The organism is Lutimonas vermicola, from assembly GCF_038433205.1.
GTDB classification, from domain to species: Bacteria; Bacteroidota; Bacteroidia; order Flavobacteriales; family Flavobacteriaceae; genus Lutimonas; species Lutimonas vermicola.
On the sequence record NZ_JBCDNA010000003.1, the window covers coordinates 58,299 to 74,557 of the forward strand.

Annotated in this window: 16 protein-coding genes; 10 read left to right on the forward strand and 6 right to left on the reverse strand. The window is 37.5% G+C overall.

The window, feature by feature from the left end:
* Position 1 precedes the first annotated feature (1 nt).
* On the reverse strand, positions 2-1,015 hold the full coding sequence (locus AABB81_RS12200; protein WP_342160828.1) for a S66 peptidase family protein: 1,014 nt from the start codon (positions 1,013-1,015) through the stop codon (positions 2-4).
* Positions 1,016-1,156: 141 nt separating this feature from the next.
* Between AABB81_RS12200 and metG the strand changes: the two genes are divergently transcribed.
* The 5 genes from metG (at position 1,157) to AABB81_RS12225 (ending at position 7,919) form a co-directional block, all read left to right on the forward strand.
* Positions 1,157-3,214 carry a methionine--tRNA ligase gene (gene metG / locus AABB81_RS12205; RefSeq protein ID WP_342160829.1) on the forward strand — a complete coding sequence of 686 codons (2,058 nt, stop codon included), beginning with the start codon at positions 1,157-1,159 and terminating at the stop codon, positions 3,212-3,214.
* Positions 3,215-3,358: 144 nt separating this feature from the next.
* Complete coding sequence (locus AABB81_RS12210; protein WP_342160830.1) at positions 3,359-3,922, forward strand: RNA polymerase sigma factor; 564 nt, start codon at positions 3,359-3,361, stop codon at positions 3,920-3,922.
* Entirely contained in the window at positions 3,909-4,610 is a 702-nt protein-coding gene (locus tag AABB81_RS12215; protein WP_342160831.1) for a hypothetical protein, read from the forward strand. Before AABB81_RS12210 ends, AABB81_RS12215 begins: the two co-directional genes overlap by 14 nt.
* 18 nt (positions 4,611-4,628) lie before the next feature.
* Entirely contained in the window at positions 4,629-5,687 is a 1,059-nt protein-coding gene (locus AABB81_RS12220; RefSeq protein ID WP_342160832.1) for a porin family protein, read from the forward strand.
* Positions 5,688-5,792: 105 nt separating this feature from the next.
* Positions 5,793-7,919 (forward strand): Tex family protein, encoded by a 2,127-nt coding sequence (locus AABB81_RS12225; protein ID WP_342160833.1) that lies wholly within the window; start codon positions 5,793-5,795, stop codon positions 7,917-7,919.
* Positions 7,920-7,926: 7 nt separating this feature from the next.
* Here the strand turns inward: AABB81_RS12225 and AABB81_RS12230 are convergent, their stop codons facing one another.
* Both AABB81_RS12230 and AABB81_RS12235 read right to left on the reverse strand, forming a co-directional pair.
* Positions 7,927-8,622 carry an aspartate/glutamate racemase family protein gene (locus AABB81_RS12230; RefSeq protein ID WP_342160834.1) on the reverse strand — a complete coding sequence of 232 codons (696 nt, stop codon included), beginning with the start codon at positions 8,620-8,622 and terminating at the stop codon, positions 7,927-7,929.
* Between the two features lie 22 nt (positions 8,623-8,644).
* Positions 8,645-9,715, reverse strand: coding sequence for an alkane 1-monooxygenase (locus tag AABB81_RS12235; RefSeq protein WP_342160835.1), 1,071 nt, complete (start codon positions 9,713-9,715; stop codon positions 8,645-8,647).
* A 142-nt stretch (positions 9,716-9,857) separates the two neighbouring features.
* On the opposite strand from AABB81_RS12235, the gene AABB81_RS12240 reads away from it, so the two are divergent.
* Positions 9,858-10,346: a transposase gene (locus AABB81_RS12240; RefSeq protein ID WP_342160836.1), complete on the forward strand. Its 489-nt coding sequence runs from the start codon at positions 9,858-9,860 to the stop codon at positions 10,344-10,346.
* Between the two features lie 17 nt (positions 10,347-10,363).
* Here the strand turns inward: AABB81_RS12240 and AABB81_RS12245 are convergent, their stop codons facing one another.
* From AABB81_RS12245 to AABB81_RS12255, 3 genes are all read right to left on the reverse strand, one after another.
* On the reverse strand, positions 10,364-10,786 hold the full coding sequence (locus AABB81_RS12245) for a secondary thiamine-phosphate synthase enzyme YjbQ (RefSeq protein ID WP_342160837.1): 423 nt from the start codon (positions 10,784-10,786) through the stop codon (positions 10,364-10,366).
* A gap of 264 nt (positions 10,787-11,050) precedes the next feature.
* Positions 11,051-11,425, reverse strand: a complete 375-nt coding sequence (locus AABB81_RS12250; protein WP_342160838.1) for a four helix bundle protein — start codon at positions 11,423-11,425, stop codon at positions 11,051-11,053.
* Positions 11,426-11,480: 55 nt separating this feature from the next.
* A complete protein-coding gene (locus AABB81_RS12255) occupies positions 11,481-11,819 on the reverse strand; it encodes a single-stranded DNA-binding protein (protein ID WP_342160839.1) in 339 nt (112 codons plus the stop codon).
* A gap of 196 nt (positions 11,820-12,015) precedes the next feature.
* Between AABB81_RS12255 and AABB81_RS12260 the strand changes: the two genes are divergently transcribed.
* The 4 genes from AABB81_RS12260 (at position 12,016) to AABB81_RS12275 (ending at position 16,237) form a co-directional block, all read left to right on the forward strand.
* Complete coding sequence (locus tag AABB81_RS12260) at positions 12,016-12,366, forward strand: hypothetical protein (RefSeq protein ID WP_342160840.1); 351 nt, start codon at positions 12,016-12,018, stop codon at positions 12,364-12,366.
* Between the two features lie 78 nt (positions 12,367-12,444).
* Entirely contained in the window at positions 12,445-13,704 is a 1,260-nt protein-coding gene (locus AABB81_RS12265) for a carboxypeptidase-like regulatory domain-containing protein (protein WP_342160841.1), read from the forward strand.
* A gap of 212 nt (positions 13,705-13,916) precedes the next feature.
* Positions 13,917-15,104 carry a phosphoglycerate kinase gene (locus AABB81_RS12270; protein WP_342160842.1) on the forward strand — a complete coding sequence of 396 codons (1,188 nt, stop codon included), beginning with the start codon at positions 13,917-13,919 and terminating at the stop codon, positions 15,102-15,104.
* A gap of 95 nt (positions 15,105-15,199) precedes the next feature.
* Positions 15,200-16,237, forward strand: a complete 1,038-nt coding sequence (locus AABB81_RS12275) for an aldo/keto reductase (RefSeq protein WP_342160843.1) — start codon at positions 15,200-15,202, stop codon at positions 16,235-16,237.
* Positions 16,238-16,259: the final 22 nt, after the last annotated feature.

Sequence of the window (16,259 nt, forward strand, 5' to 3'; positions counted from 1 at the left end):
TTTACCTAAATCTAATTCTGGCCTTTGTTTTGGTTACCTTCATATCGACATAACTTCCCAATAACAAAGATCTGTTATCATCCACGTGACCTGCAGGAAAATCGAATACAATGGGAAAATCGGTTCCTTCAGCAGCTTCAAGAACAATTTCTTCAAGGGATTTTCCAAAAGGGTTGCCCTTATTCGGTTTTAGTTTGAATTGCCCTACTATGATACCTGCACAGTTCTCAAAATAACCGGCTCTTTTTAAACTGATCATCATGCGGTCTATATGATACAGAGCCTCTCCAACGTCTTCAATAAACAATATCTTTCTGTTCATGTTCAGATTAGTGTCAGAAGCCAGCATACTGTAAACAATTGACAGGTTACCTCCTACTAATTGTCCTGAACTTTCACCCTGTCTGTTAAACTTTGACGAGTTTAATTTGTAACGCAATTTCTTTCCGAATAATGTTTGATAAAGGCTTTGAATGGATTCCTTTTGAACAGGGTCCTCCAGGTCAAGTGTCAAAGGCATCTGAGCATGAATTGACTGATATCCTAATTCGTGCAGTTTGTTATGCAAGACAGTAATATCAGAATATCCTATCACCCATTTTGGATGCTGCATGAATTTTGAAAAGTCCAGGTCGTCAACTATTCTGACCGAACCATAACCTCCCCTGGCAGCCCAAATAGCCTTGATACTTGGGTCGTCCAATGCCTTTTGGAGATCTTCCAGCCTTTCTTCATCTGTCCCCGCAAAACTGTTGTCCTGCGACAGCAAATGATTCCCGAAAAAAACAACCAAACCCCAATGATTTGCCAACTCTATCCCGGGATCAACTGCCGATCTCTCCCTTATTTTTCCGGCAGGGGAGAGAATAATAATTGTATCTCCCTTTTTTAGATATGCCGGTCTTATAAGATCTCTTGTAATGATTTCCTGTTCATCATTTTGAGCCTGAGAATTATAACTAAATATCAAAAATATGAGCAGGAAAACCAAGTGTGTATTTAATTTGAAAAGCATCTTGAATTTTTTGTTAAAAATAGAATTTAAATTCTATTTTTTGCTCGTCAGGTTTCAAGTATAGTGTAAAGCCCTGATAAATGAAAATAAAGGATGACATGTTTTCCCTTTTTCTTACTTTTGTGGTCTTAATTACTATACATGCAAGATCCTAAGAGATATACAATAACTGCCGCTTTACCCTATACAAACGGACCTGTTCACATAGGTCATTTGGCAGGTGTATATGTGCCCGCCGACATCTATGCCAGATACCTTCGCCTTAACGGAAAGGATGTAGCATTTGTTTGCGGATCTGATGAACATGGAGTGCCGATCACCCTTAAGGCTAAAGCCGAAGGGATTTCACCACAACAGGTTGTGGATAAGTACCATAAAATCATCAAAACATCGTTTAAGGAATTTGGAATTAGTTTTGATAATTACTCCCGGACTTCGGCTCCGGTGCATCATGAGACAGCTTCTGACTTTTTTAAAGACCTCTACGATCACGGGAAGTTTATCGAAGAGACTTCAGCACAACTTTATGATGAAGACGCCAAACAGTTTTTGGCGGACAGGTTTATCATTGGGACCTGCCCAAAATGTGGTTATGAAGAAAGTTACGGGGATCAATGTGAAAATTGCGGAACAAGTCACAATGCCCAGGACCTGATCAATCCCAAATCTGTCATTACCGGAAATGTCCCTTCCCTTAAAGAAACAAAACACTGGTATCTACCTTTGAATGAATATCAAGACTGGTTAGGTGAATGGATCTTAAAAGGACATAAAAATGATTGGAAAACCAATGTCCTCGGCCAGGTGAAATCATGGCTTGATGATGGCCTGAAGCCAAGAGCTGTAACGAGAGATCTTGACTGGGGAATTCCGGTTCCTTTAAAAGGTGCAGAAGGAAAGGTTTTATACGTTTGGTTTGACGCTCCCATCGGCTATATTTCATCGACCAAGGAATGGGCAGAAAGAACCGGGAAAAACTGGGAACCCTACTGGAAAGATAAAGACACACAACTCATCCATTTTATAGGTAAAGACAATATCGTTTTTCACTGTATCATCTTTCCTGCCATGTTAAAGGCACAGGGGAGTTATATTCTTCCTGAAAATGTTCCGGCGAATGAATTTTTAAACCTCGAAGGAAATAAAATCTCCACCTCCAAAAATTGGGCGGTTTGGCTACATGAATACCTTGAAGACTTTCCCGAAAAACAGGATGTTTTGAGATACGTGCTTACGGCAAACGCTCCCGAAACAAAGGATAATGACTTTACCTGGAAGGATTTTCAGGCAAGGAACAATAATGAACTCGTGGCCATCTTTGGTAATTTTATCAATAGGGTGGTCGTGTTGACCAATAAATATTTTGAGGGAGTCATTCCTTCTCCCCGCAGTTTTTCAGAAATAGATCAGCAAACGCTTGAACTAACCTCTGAGTATCCAAGTATCATAGAAAAGTCAATCAAAAGGTACCGGTTTAGAGAAGCACTGACTGAACTTATGAATCTGGCGAGGCTTGGGAACAAGTATCTCGCAGACGAAGAACCCTGGAAACAGATCAAAACGGATCCTGAAAGAGTGGAAACCATTATGTTTGTAGCGCTGCAGATCGCCGGAGCGCTTGCTGTGCTTTGTGAACCCTTTTTGCCCTTTACAAGTAATAAATTAAAAGGGATTTTAAACATGAAAGATCCTGAATCCTTAAACTGGAATTCTATTGGAAGCGCAAAGGAGTTATTGTTGCCAAAGCAACATATCGGCAAAGCAGAATTGCTTTTTGCGAAGATTGAAGATACAGACATTCAACAACAGATCGACAAGCTGGAAGCCACGAAATTAAGTAATGCAGAAGTGGTGTTTGAACCTCAAAAGGAAACCATATCATTTGAGGATTTTACTAAACTTGATATCAGAATAGGAACAATTCTCGAAGCCGAAAAAATACCTAAAACCAAAAAACTTTTAAAACTTACAGTAGATGTCGGCATTGACATCAGAACCATTGTAAGCGGTATTGCCGAAAGCTTTGACCCTGAAAAGATCATTGGACAAAAGGTTACGGTTCTTGTAAATTTAGCACCTCGAAAACTCCGAGGCGTCGAAAGTCAGGGAATGATCCTGATGAGCGACACTCCTGATGGGAAACTAACCTTTATAGAACCTGAAGGAAATACGGTGGTTAATGGAGAAAAAGTGAGCTAATATCATTAGCGAATCCTTTAAAAACATGAAATAATTTCAATTTGTTTCATGTTTTTTTATGCCCTAAATTGAACTGTCTGAAAAATTCTTGTCAACCTTTACCATAATTATTGCGTCTTTATATATGTAAGGCCTATTAGAAGCATGTCAAAAGTTATTAAAATAAATAAGGAATCATATTTAATCAAGCAGTCGCTTCTAAAAGACAGAAAGGCCCAAAAATGTCTGTTTGATACCTATTCGCCAAAAATGTTGGGTTTGTGCACATATTATATCAAAGACTTGCAGCAATCTGAAGAGGTCATGTTGAATGGTTTTTTTAAAGTATTCACAAAACTAAATCAGTATTCAAATAAAGGGAGCTTCGAAGGCTGGATACGGAAAATAATGGTGTTTGAGTGCATATCCTATTTGCGTAAAAAGAAACAAATCATTTTTACCGACAACATTGAACAATTTGACACTGTTGTTGAAAATGATATTGAATTGTCGATTGCTGTTGAAGATCTGCAAAACTATATCAATGAATTGCCTGAAAGTTGCAGGATGGTCTTCAATATGTATGTCATTGAGGGCTACAAGCATACTGAAATAGCTGAGATTTTAGAGGTTACCGTCGGAACAACAAAGACCCAGTTGTACAGAGCGAGGAAGGCTTTAAAAGAAATGATCTCATTACATCAAAAAAAGTATTATGAAACAACATAATTTAAGAGAAGAACTTAAAAACAGAAATATCAACCCATCTTTGGATTCCTGGGAAAAATTAAACAGCCGATTAACTGCCCATGACGATAAAGAAAAAAAGGGAAGCTGGAGGTTTTATAAAGTGGCGTCGGTGATATTGATTTTTATCTCAGTCGGATTTTATTTTTTAAAACCCCTTGACAGTAACATCAATACCCCGGAAATTGCTGCTCCTTCTTTAAAAGATAACCTGAACACTATTAAAGGTATAAATGATGTTACTGAAACTGACCTTACTGAAACACCAGGCATTTCTCAGATCAAAAAAAAACCTCTTCCTGATTCGCAACTGAGTGAACCAAATAAAACAAAGGTTGCTTTATCCGAAAGCTTGAATAAAAGCAAAGATTCCGCAAACAAACTCATTGAATTCCCCATTAACAACGCAATAACAGGAGCATTGGTAATGAAGGATGACCCCTATGCTGAAGTCCTGTTTATTGATGACGAGGTTGAGCAATTATTAAATAAATCTAAAATAAAATTAACTGATCATGGCCAGGTTTCCCCACATAAATTAGTTAGCGCCAATGCGCTGCTGAATTCAGTTGAGGAGGATTTGTATAAAGATCTAAAACAAAAACTGATCGAGAAAATTACAACCAAGCTTAAAAACCCCAAGGAAGTGGTCACCTCACGAGAAAATTGATTAAATGACAACCCCATTATGAAAAAAATACTTTTTATAGCATTGATTTTTAGCCATGTCGTTTTATGTGAGCATATTTCTGCTCAGGAAACAAAAGACCCTGTTTTAGAACAGAAGAAAGAAAAAGTAATTCTTGAAGAAAAAGAGGCCCTTAAAGAAGAGGTCATCTCTATAAACTCAAGGTTCAACAAAGGCGACATATCGTCTGATGAAGCAAATAAATTAAAAGAAGATGCTGCTGAAATTCACGCCTTGAATATTGAAAACAGAATAGCTATCCTCGAAAATGAAGCAGCCTTATTTGAGAGAGCAGCGAGTACCAAAAAGGCAATGGATACCATTAAAGACGATCAGGAAGAAATATCCCGGATCGAAATCAAGGTTTTTGATGATGAAGACCCTTTGGTAGACATAAATTTTGGTACACCAAAAAAGTACGACAACAGGACTCGTTCTAATTTACTGGTCGCATTTGGTTTTAATAATGCCCTGATAGAGGGTCAGTCAATAAATAAATCGCCCTACAAAATGGGGAAAAGCAAATTTTTTGAAATCGGTTGGACCTGGTCTACAAGGGTTCTTGAGACATCCAATGCCATTCGCTTTAGGTATGGGTTTGCCTTCCAGTTTAATGGCCTGAATCCAACTGACAATATGTACTTTGTGCAAGATGGGGAATTAACTTATTTGGAAGAATTCCCGGGGAGTTTGACCAAATCAAAACTGAGAATGGATAATTTGGTAGTGCCCATTCATTTCGAATTCGGACCTTCCAAAAAAATTGACAGAGGAAATTATGTCAGGTATTCTACTCGTAAAAAATTCAAATTTGGTATTGGAAGCTATTTCGGGTTTAATATGAGAACACGCCAAAAATTAAAATATTCTCTAAATGGGTCGAAACAAAAAGACAAGATTACGCAAAGTTATAACACCAGTAATCTGATATACGGTTTAAGCAGTTATATTGGTGTTGATGATTTTTCTTTCTATGTGAAATATGATTTGAACAAGATTTTTAATGAACCAAATCGCAACGAAAACAATATCTCTTTAGGATTGCGATTCGATTTGTAAAAACTACAAGGTAAAGGCCCAATGATTAATTTATTATTGGGTTTTTAAATTTCACGCATATTTTATCTCTGTGAAACAATACCTTTGTGTTTTCAAATTTGATGCATGCACTTACTAAGTTTTATCACTTCAAAAACGACCCTTCCGCCTAAAGGAGTTGAAAATACCATTCAACTATTAAATCAAGATTGTACCGTTCCGTTTATTTCCCGGTACCGAAAAGAGCATACAGGAAATTTGGATGAAGTTCAAATAGGTGAAATAGTAAAATACAAACAACTTTTTGAAGAGTTAGAAAAACGCAGGACCTCTATTCTAAAAACACTTAAAGATCAGGAAGTCTTAACTGATGAACTTAAGGATAAAATTCAGGCAACAGTTGATTTAAATGCCTTGGAAGATCTTTATCTTCCTTTTAAAAGAAAGACAAAAACAAAAGCAGAAAAGGCACGTATCAACGGTTTGGAACCCTTGGCGAAGATCATCATGAGTCAAAAACCCATACAGTTGCAACAAATTGTAGAAAAATACACCTCACAGGACATCGACAGTTCCTCTGCCCTTGAAGGAGCAAGGCATATCATCGCAGAATGGATCAATGAAAGAACTAGTGTAAGGAACCGAATTCGTTGGCATTTAGAAAGGTTTGCCAAGATCCGTACCAAAATTGTACCATCAAAAGCAGAGAACGACAAAGCCTTAAAATTCAGAGATTATTTTAATTGGGAAGAATCATTAAAGTCTTGCCCTTCTCATCGGTTACTAGCCATTTTAAGAGCAGAAAGAGAGGGTTTTATAAGATTGTATATTGACCTTGACAAAGACCGGGTAGTGGATGAAATAAAGAAAAGGATCATCACTAATCATAGCGAAAGTACCAATCATATTTCCCTGGCCATAGAAGATGCTTACAAAAGATTACTTTTTCCTTCCCTGTCGAATGAAATTCTCCAGATGGCAAAAGAAAAGGCAGATGAGAACGCAATCAAGGTGTTTTCAAAAAACCTCAGACAGCTATTGCTGGGCGCTCCTTTGGGTGAAAAAAGGATTCTCGCAATCGATCCTGGTTACCGGTCTGGCTGCAAATTGGTTTGTTTGAGTGCTCAGGGAGCACTTGAGTATAATGAAAATATCTACCCTCATGCTCCGGTAAATGACAGCAAAGGGGCTATCAAAAAATTGAACTCCCTGGTTGATGCATATAAAATTGACGCCATAGCCATCGGAAACGGTACGGCTTCTCGCGAAACTGAAAGTCTGGTCAAAAGGATTCGTTTTAACAAAGATGTGGAAGTCTTTGTGGTCAATGAGGCCGGGGCCTCTATCTATTCAGCTTCAAAAATTGCCCGGGACGAATTCCCTAATTATGACGTTACTGTTAGAGGTGCCGTTTCTATTGGAAGGCGGCTATCTGACCCCTTGGCCGAATTGGTTAAAATCGATCCCAAATCAATAGGAGTTGGTCAATACCAGTATGATGTGGATCAAAATAAATTGAAGACCAGTTTAGACATGGTTGTGGAAAGCTGCGTCAATACCATTGGCGTGAATATCAATACGGCGAGTGTTTCTTTATTAAGCCATGTTTCAGGGATTGGTGAAAAATTGGCCGAAAATATTATTTCATACAGAGAAAAGCAGGGACCGTTTATGTCTCGTTCTGACATTAAAAAAGTCGCCAGGCTTGGTGACAAGGCATTTGAACAAAGTGCAGGCTTCTTAAGGATCAAAAATGCAAAGAACCCCCTCGACGACTCCGCTGTTCATCCCGAAATTTATGCACTTGTCGGGCAAATGGCACGAGACTCGAAAAAAAGCATCACTGAACTTATTGGAAACAAAATTATCCTACAGCAGATTGAGCTTGAAAAATATACAACAGAAGAGATTGGCTTACCTACCTTAATGGATATTATAGCTGAACTTGAGAAACCCGGCCTGGATCCGAGAGAAAAAGCAAGAATATTCAGTTTTGATCAAAGTCTAAAAACGATAGATGATCTTAGAGAGGGGCAGTTGCTCCCGGGAATAATCAATAATATTACTAATTTTGGTTGTTTTGTTGACATCGGGATAAAAGAAAATGGTTTGATCCATGTCTCGAATTTATCCGACACCTTTGTAAAGGACGTAAATGAAATCGTGAACCTTAATCAACAGGTGATTGTTAAGGTTTTGGAAGTTGATAAAAATCGAAAACGAATCCAGTTGTCATTGCATGCAAAAAGATAATCACTTTTTAGCCATTGCTCAAAGAGAGTTCTACAGCTTTTTCAGCATGAATTTTGGTCGTATTAAAAATAGGCAGTTCAACATCTTCCGGATAGATCAACAAAGGAATTTCTGTACATCCTAAAATCACACCCTGAGCTCCCCTCTTTCTAAGATCCTCTATAACACCTAAATAAATTTCTTTAGATTCAGGTTTTAAAACTCCCCTGACCAATTCCTTATAGATTATGTCATTAACGAGTTTCCGATCATTCTGTTCCGGCACTATTACATCTATTTGATGATCCTTGAGTATGTCTTTATAAAAATCCCTTTCCATCGTAAATCTGGTCCCCAGCAGGGCCACTTTATCAAGTTGGCTTTTTTTGATCTCGTCGGCTGTGACTTTAGCAATATGAAGTACTGGAATGTCGATGCTTTCTTCAATGGCTGTTACACATAAATGCATGGTGTTGGCACAAATCAATATCATTTCTGCCCCTGAAGATTCCAACGCCCGGGCCCTTGTTTTCATAAGCTCGTCCAAAGCATCCCAATCATCTATCGCTTGGAGAGCGGCTATTTCAGCAAAGTCAACCGACTCAATCACACAATTCGAAGAATGTAAACCTCCAAGTATTGCTTTCACTTTTTTATTGATCAGCTCATAATACAGCAGGGTCGATTCCCAACTCATCCCTCCAATTAATCCAATTTTTTTCATCCTTGTACTTTTTCTTTATCTTCTAAATCAAAAATGCTTTGGCTTTATTTGCCGGCCTTTTATCAAATACCTTAAGTTTCGGATTCATAACCCTGAACCATAAGGGGGGTATCAAAGACAGCATCATCATTCCGGGATATCCTGTTGGCATTTGTGGGCTTTCGGGAAGTGATTCCAAAACCTGGTATTTTTTACTAGCCTTATAATGATGATCTGAATGCCTGGAAAGATTAAAAAGCATCAATCTCCCAATTTGGTGATCTGAATTCCAGGAATGCTCATGCTTTACACGTTCATAACGTCCGCTGTTATTTTTTTCTCTAAGTAAGCCGTAATGCTCAATATAATTTACAGTTTCAAGCAATAATATCCCGATCACAGAAGCCAGGACAAATGCTAAAAGCACCTTGACATCAAAAAAGTAATAAATTCCGAAAAGCAAAATAATATTCGCCAAGGAATAAGAGATCATCCGATTAGAAAATGAAAGAATCGATTTACCACTGCGCTTCATTCTATTGTTTTCAATTTTCCAGGCCTTGGCATAGCTTCCAAAATGTGATGTGATCCAAAAGGAAAAAAGTGACTGCCCCTTTTTTGCTGTAGCAGCATCCTCAGGTGTTGCAACTTCCCTGTGATGACCTTCATTGTGATAAGGAAGAAAATGCGTATTAAGAGAGGTCAATAATAATATCTCGCCTAAAAACTGCTCCATTCTGGATGATCGGTGCCCTAATTCATGCCCAATATTAATGCCAAGAACACCGCATAACAAGCCCATGGCAAAAACCTTACCAACAAAGCTTACCGAATTCATTGGCGTAAGTTCGATGACAAACAGGAATGAAGTCAGCATTAATAATTGCAACGGAACCGAGAGATATAATATCCAGTCATAGATCCTGCTTTTTTTTTCTTTGAGTACTGTCTCCTGATCAAAATTGCTCTTGTCAGGCTTTAAAAAAAGTTCGATCAGAGGAATAAGGACAAATGTAAAGATGATGGGAGTAAAAGTTCTCCAGCCATTTCTGTTAAAGGCAAAATACACACCCAAAGGAAGGATATAAACAAATAAGTATTTAAGTTTTCTCATTATATCTTGAAAAATGGCTGAAACTCATAATCCATAGGCTAAGGTAAAAATAAAAATTCAATGAATTCTTATTGGAATTTCTACCTGGTTTATGATGGCATAACAATGTAAATTTTTTTAGCATCTTGTTTTTCAAACGGATATGTCGTACCTTAGAAAGGTGAAAAGTTATAAAAACATCAATGATCCTCAACGCAGTTTTGTAGCACCTTTCGTGGATAAACACAGCGGGAAAAATGAGTTTTTTGCTCAATTAAACAAACTGGTCAATTGGAAGCCAATTTCTGCAAAACTCAAACTAATTTATACCAAAGGACTTACTGACAGAGGAGCCAAAGCCTATTCACCGCTTTTACTTTTTAAAATGCATTTGATCTCCAAATGGTATCGGCTATCCGATACCCAAACAGAGGTCATGGTCTATGACAGTATTTCGGCGCTCAGGTTCTGTGGTTTGACCATTGAAGACAATGTTCCGGGACACAGCACTTTGAGCAGGTTTAAAAAGGAATTAACAGATCACGGAGCGTTGAAAGGTCTGGAAAAGGAAGTTGAAGCACAGTTAAAATCACATGATTTTAAAATTCATCCTGGAAAAGGACGTGTCGATGCAAAGCTAATAACGCATTAGTCTAATTAGGCAAGGAATTAATTTCCTAAAATAGTGACGACCACGCTTCTCGAACCTCCTCGATTTCTGTGTTCACAAAGATATATACCCTGCCAGATTCCCATATTCAACTGTCCGTTTGTAATAGGTATTTGTAACGAAGCTCCCATCAATGAAGCCTTGATATGAGCAGGCATATCATCGGCACCCTCATAATTGTGTTCATAATAAGGGGCGTTTTCCGGTACCATTTTATTCATATGGCTTTCAAAATCAGTTCTCACCGTTGAATCTGCATTCTCATTAATCGTCAAACTCGCTGATGTATGTTTGATAAACAGCTGTATCCAGCCAATATTGATATCCTTGATTTCGGGTACATCTTCCAAAATTTTTCCCGTGATTAAATGATATCCTCTAGGATATGGATTTAAACTAATCTCTTTTTGAAATGATTTCATGGAATTTTGTCAATCATGTTTGTCAAAGTGAATTTAGGTAAAAGATTTGTTATTTTTACTATAATGCTGAAATGCTACAATGCTACAATGCTTAAATAATTATACTTTCAACTTTTGCTTTCATAAATTGAATTCCTGGCTGAAGACATGATTTTAGTGATCTCGTTCCTTTCCTTATTCAACTTTATTTAAAAACGCAGACTTGTTAGACAAATTTGCTTCTAAATAATGCTGAAATGCTACAATGCTTAAATAATTACACTTTCAACTTTTGCTTTCATAAATTGAATTCCTGGCTGAAGACATGATTTTAGTGATCTCGTTCGCTTCATTATGCAACTTATTTAAAAACGCAGACTTGTTAGATAAATTTGCTTCTAAAATAACTTCTAACCAATATTTGGTTTCGTCTGCCTCCTCAACTACGATACACAATTTACTGAAAAACTCCTTCTTGGAACGAGCTTTGCAAGCTGCTCTATAATTAGCTCCGGTCGAAGTTGCTGACCGAATTATTTGATGTGATACAACGCTCGACGCTCTGCTTGATTTTAGTGAATTACAAAAGGAGATCACTTCGACCGCAAAGGTCTTTGTTTTATGCTTCATCCTTTCAATAAACTCCTGTTTTTCAGTCATTTTAACGTATTTTTATTATCACTTTTTTTCATTGTAGCATTGTAGCATTGTAGCATTACCCCTTCGATCCTAAAAACAAAATCTCGCTGCATACAACTTCGGTAATATATTTTTTGTTACCGTTCTCGTCATCCCAGGACCTTGTGGTAAGTTTTCCTTCCAGGGCTACCTCCTTTCCTTTTTCAAGATACGATTCTACCAAATCAGCTGTCTTATTCCATGCAATGACATTGTGCCATTCAGTCTCCTCTATTTTGTCGCCATTTGCATTTGTGTAACTATCATTTGTAGCTAATGAAAATTTGGCCAGCTTTTTACCTGAGTCAAGAGTCTTTACCTCAGGGTTCATTCCTAAATGTCCGATCAACTGTACTCTGTTTCTTAATTTATTCATCTTATAAATTTTTGTGCCCCTAATCTTGGGCGGTTAAACTTTCTGCAAACCAGAACTGATCCGCTTCTGCAAATTTGTGACTAGAAAATCAAAAGGTTTGCCTGATAAACATATACTTTCGTATGTAATTGAATGTAGTCGTTTGTAAATGGTTGACATTTTGTAATTTTAACAATTAAGGTTTTAATTCTAAAACATGGAAAACAAAATTTGTTTGGAATGCGGAGAGCGTATTCAAGGAAGAAGTGATAAGAAATTTTGCAGTGACTATTGTCGAAATACATACAATAATAGGGTCAATAAAGACAGCAAAAACCTCATCAGAAACACAAACAATCGATTGAGGAAAAACTACAAGATCCTTTCAGGTCTCAATACAAAAGGAAAGACCAAAATAGTCCGTAACACTTTAAATAATCACAATTTTGATTTTACACTGTTTACCTCCATCTATACGACCAAAACAGGTAACGTTTATTACTATGTTTACGATCAGGGCTATCTTCCGTTGGAAAATGATTATTTTCTATTGATCAAAAGAGAATGATTTTCAAAAACTTTTCTCCTTTCAATATTCATGTTGTAACAATACACCTATGCATTCGTCGAATAAAAAAATGATTTTATGAGAGTGTCTTTTATATTTATGCTTACATTATTGCTGTTCATGACTAAAATGAGTGCACAAGACAATAGCATAATCACCGGAAAGGTCATAAACGGAGAAGATAAGGAGCCGTTACCGTTCGCTTCGATAAGGCTAAAGAACCATCCCATAGGAACCATCAGTAATGAAAATGGAGACTTCGATTTTTATATCCCAAAATCGAAAAGAACTGACACCTTAAGTATTAGTTTTATTGGTTTCAACAGCTATGAAGTACCTTTGATTAATATCAATCGCAAGCTTGAAATCTTACTAACACCAAGTTCAAATGTTCTGGATGAAGTGATCCTTACTGAGAAAGACCCCTTAGATTATATCAAAAAGGTATTGGAAAGACTTCCTGAAAATTACCCTCAGGAAAAGTATGAAACCCTTGCCTATTACAGGGAAAAATTCATAGAAAACGGCGCTATCATCAACAAGGAAGAAGCTGTTTTTAAAACCTATTATCCCAGCCAGGGGGATTCTTCCAAAAATCAACACTTGCTGCTTCTTTACAAACCTGAGGAAAATCCGCAGCAATTTCAATTCATGAGGGAATGGTTTGAAGCAAAACAGGAAAAAAGAAAAAGGAAAGCCATTAAAAAAGGAAAGGAATTTGATAAGGAAGAATACGACAGTGATATGGATATAAATCTTGGTGGTCCCGAATCAGTGATCAATCTTGATATCAATAACGAGCGAGATAATTATCTCAATCCTGAACATTTCAATAAATATGAATACAGCTTTGGTGAAGAGACCTCCTTAAATGGAGAGCGTTTGGTGACCATAAATTTCAAAGCCAAAAGAACGATTGATCACAAAAAAGATTCGGGTAAAATTCTAATCAACACCGAGGATTATGCAATTGTATCAATAGAACAAATCGGAAAATTCAGTGTTCCTTTTGTTGTAAAACCCATTCTGTTTGTCATAGGCCTTAAAATTGAAAACCCGACTTTCAACACGGTAATCAACTATCAGAAATATAGAGATAATTGGTATCCTCAGCTGTTCAGATGGGATGCTAAAATAAATCTTACAAAGCGCCATACATTTGATACCAATGAAATTTCTGATATCAACATTGGCCAGGTTTTCTTCATTAATAAGGTTGATTCTATCGCAAATCCAATTGATGAATCCCATCGCTTCGATGAAAGAGAGGATATGGCAGATCAGGTTTATAACGATCTAAATCTGTCATGGGGACAATTGAATGTCATCAAGGATTAGCTTTAATCCGGTGCCTTTTTTATTCTTTGCTTAATCCCTAAAATATTAGCCAAATTATTGCATATAATTGGGTCAGAAAGGATATACTTTTTAGTATATTTGTGATCCCTTTAAAAAAGGAAATACGTTATTCTCGAAAATAAGTTTACACATTTGGGAATGATCATTTTGAACGTTCCTTTATACCCATGAAAAACAACTGAAATAAACAGATGAAAACAATAAACGATTTTAATTTCGAAAACAAAAAGGCTCTGATCAGAGTAGATTTTAACGTGCCCCTTAACGAAGCATTAGAGGTAACAGACACTACTAGAATAGAAGCAGCAAAGCCTACTATTCTTAAAGTCCTGGAAGATGGCGGGAGTGCCGTATTGATGTCTCACTTAGGACGACCAAAGGGCGTTGAACAAAAATTCTCTTTAAAGAATATTGCTGATACAGTAAGCGACATTATAGGGGTTCAGGTAAAATTCGTCGACAACTGTGTGGGAGACGAGGTTGAAAAAGCCGTTGCAGAATTGCAAAATGGAGAAGTTTTATTATTGGAAAATTTAAGATTCTACAATGAAGAAAAGGCCGGAGATAAAGCATTTGCAGAAAAACTGGCTAAGAATGGAGATATCTATATAAACGACGCCTTTGGCACGGCTCACAGAGCACATGCTTCAACCGCAATTATTGCAGAATTCTTCCCAGACGACAAATGTTTTGGTCTGCTCCTTGCCAAGGAAATTGAAAGTCTTGAAAAAGTACTGGGTTCAAGTGAAAAACCTGTAACAGCAATTTTGGGGGGATCAAAAGTTTCTTCAAAGATTACTGTTATTGAAAATATCCTTGATAAAATAGATCATCTGATCATTGGAGGAGGTATGAGTTTTACCTTTATCAAGGCTTTGGGAGGGCAAATAGGTAATTCTATTTGTGAGGATGATAAACAGGAGCTTGCACTTAGTATTTTAAAGCAAGCTGAGGAGAAAGGTGTAAAAGTTCATTTGCCCGTAGACGTCGTGGCAGCTGATGCTTTTAGCAATGATGCCAATACTCAGGTTGTGGATATTTATCATATTCCTGACGGTTGGGAAGGTCTTGATGCCGGTCCTAAAACCAATGTCGGTTTTTCATTCGTTATCGCTCAATCAAAGACTATACTTTGGAATGGTCCTGTAGGAGTGTTTGAAATGAAAGCTTTTTCAAAGGGAACCATTGAATTGGGTAATGCAATTGCCGAAGCCACTGCAGATGGAGCATTCTCTCTTGTAGGAGGTGGTGACTCAGTTGCTGCGGTAAAACAATTTGGATTCGCCGATAAAGTGAGTTATGTATCTACCGGAGGTGGAGCCATGCTTGAGATGCTTGAGGGTAAAACGCTCCCGGGGATCGAAGCTATATTGAACTAAGAAATACAATTTAATTTTATAAATTTAAGGGCCAAAAATCAAACCGATATTTTGGCCCTTTTTTCTTTTAAAACTTCTTTAATTCTAACATTTTTATGAAATACACAAAGATTCCTCAAACTGATATAAAAGTTAGTAAAATCTGTCTGGGCACCATGACCTATGGACAGCAAAACACTGAATTGGAAGCGCATGAACAATTGAATTATGCGATTGACAAAGGCATTAATTTTATTGACACCGCCGAAATGTATTCCATCCCCGGCAAAAAAGAAACCCAGGGCAGTACCGAGCTATATATAGGGAGCTGGCTAAAAGATCAAAAAAGGGAGGAATTGGTCGTGGCGACCAAAATAACGGGACCAATGCCCTATTTCAATTATATCCGGCCTAATTTGGGTTTTAAAAAGGAAGTCGTTCACGATGCATTGAATAAAAGCTTACAACGCCTGCAAACCGATTATGTTGACATCTATCAACTGCATTGGCCCGAAAGAAGCGTGAATTTCTTTGGGCAAAGAAACTACAAGCATAATCCGGATGAAAAGTGGGAAGATAATTTTAAAGAAATTATTCATACCATGGATGGTTTGGTCAAAGAAGGCAAGATCAGGCATTACGGGGTCTCCAATGAGACTTCATGGGGAGTTATGAGGCAGGTTAGTGAAAGTAAAATTAACGGCTTGACAACCTGTAAAACCATTCAAAATCCTTATTCATTGCTGAACAGAACCTTTGAAATCAATCTTGCCGAAGTATCACTTAGGGAAAAGGTAGGATTGCTCGCTTATTCACCATTGGCGTTTGGGGTCCTCTCCGGTAAATACCTCAATGGGCAAATGCCTGAGCAGTCAAGATTAAAACTTTTTCCGGCATATTCGAGATATAGCAATCCTCAAGCGATGAAACTGACGGCTGCTTATGCGGAGCTGGCTGAGAAAAACAACCTGAGCCTTACTGAATTGAGCCTTGCCTTTGTAAATCAGCGCCCCTTTGTGACCAGCAACATTATAGGAGCTACCAGTATGGATCAGCTAAAAGAGAATATTGGAAGTATTGAAGTCAACTTGTCTGAAGAGCTGCTCAATGAGATAGACAAAATCCAGGATTTACAGCCGAATCCGGCTCCCTGATGATACATTGATTTTGTAAAAA

Coding starts and splice junctions, on each gene's coding strand:
- AABB81_RS12245 (WP_342160837.1), bottom strand. CDS start 10,786: ATGAAATCATTTCAAAAAGAGATTAGTTTAAATCCATATCCTAGAGGA.
- AABB81_RS12230 (WP_342160834.1), bottom strand. CDS start 8,622: ATGAAAAAAATTGGATTAATTGGAGGGATGAGTTGGGAATCGACCCTG.
- AABB81_RS12270 (WP_342160842.1), top strand. CDS start 13,917: ATGAAAACAATAAACGATTTTAATTTCGAAAACAAAAAGGCTCTGATC.
- AABB81_RS12225 (WP_342160833.1), top strand. CDS start 5,793: ATGCACTTACTAAGTTTTATCACTTCAAAAACGACCCTTCCGCCTAAA.
- AABB81_RS12240 (WP_342160836.1), top strand. CDS start 9,858: ATGTCGTACCTTAGAAAGGTGAAAAGTTATAAAAACATCAATGATCCT.
- AABB81_RS12235 (WP_342160835.1), bottom strand. CDS start 9,715: ATGAGAAAACTTAAATACTTATTTGTTTATATCCTTCCTTTGGGTGTG.
- AABB81_RS12265 (WP_342160841.1), top strand. CDS start 12,445: ATGAGAGTGTCTTTTATATTTATGCTTACATTATTGCTGTTCATGACT.
- AABB81_RS12200 (WP_342160828.1), bottom strand. CDS start 1,015: ATGCTTTTCAAATTAAATACACACTTGGTTTTCCTGCTCATATTTTTG.
- AABB81_RS12260 (WP_342160840.1), top strand. CDS start 12,016: ATGGAAAACAAAATTTGTTTGGAATGCGGAGAGCGTATTCAAGGAAGA.
- AABB81_RS12250 (WP_342160838.1), bottom strand. CDS start 11,425: ATGACTGAAAAACAGGAGTTTATTGAAAGGATGAAGCATAAAACAAAG.
- metG (WP_342160829.1), top strand. CDS start 1,157: ATGCAAGATCCTAAGAGATATACAATAACTGCCGCTTTACCCTATACA.
- AABB81_RS12210 (WP_342160830.1), top strand. CDS start 3,359: ATGTCAAAAGTTATTAAAATAAATAAGGAATCATATTTAATCAAGCAG.
- AABB81_RS12275 (WP_342160843.1), top strand. CDS start 15,200: ATGAAATACACAAAGATTCCTCAAACTGATATAAAAGTTAGTAAAATC.
- AABB81_RS12255 (WP_342160839.1), bottom strand. CDS start 11,819: ATGAATAAATTAAGAAACAGAGTACAGTTGATCGGACATTTAGGAATG.
- AABB81_RS12220 (WP_342160832.1), top strand. CDS start 4,629: ATGAAAAAAATACTTTTTATAGCATTGATTTTTAGCCATGTCGTTTTA.
- AABB81_RS12215 (WP_342160831.1), top strand. CDS start 3,909: ATGAAACAACATAATTTAAGAGAAGAACTTAAAAACAGAAATATCAAC.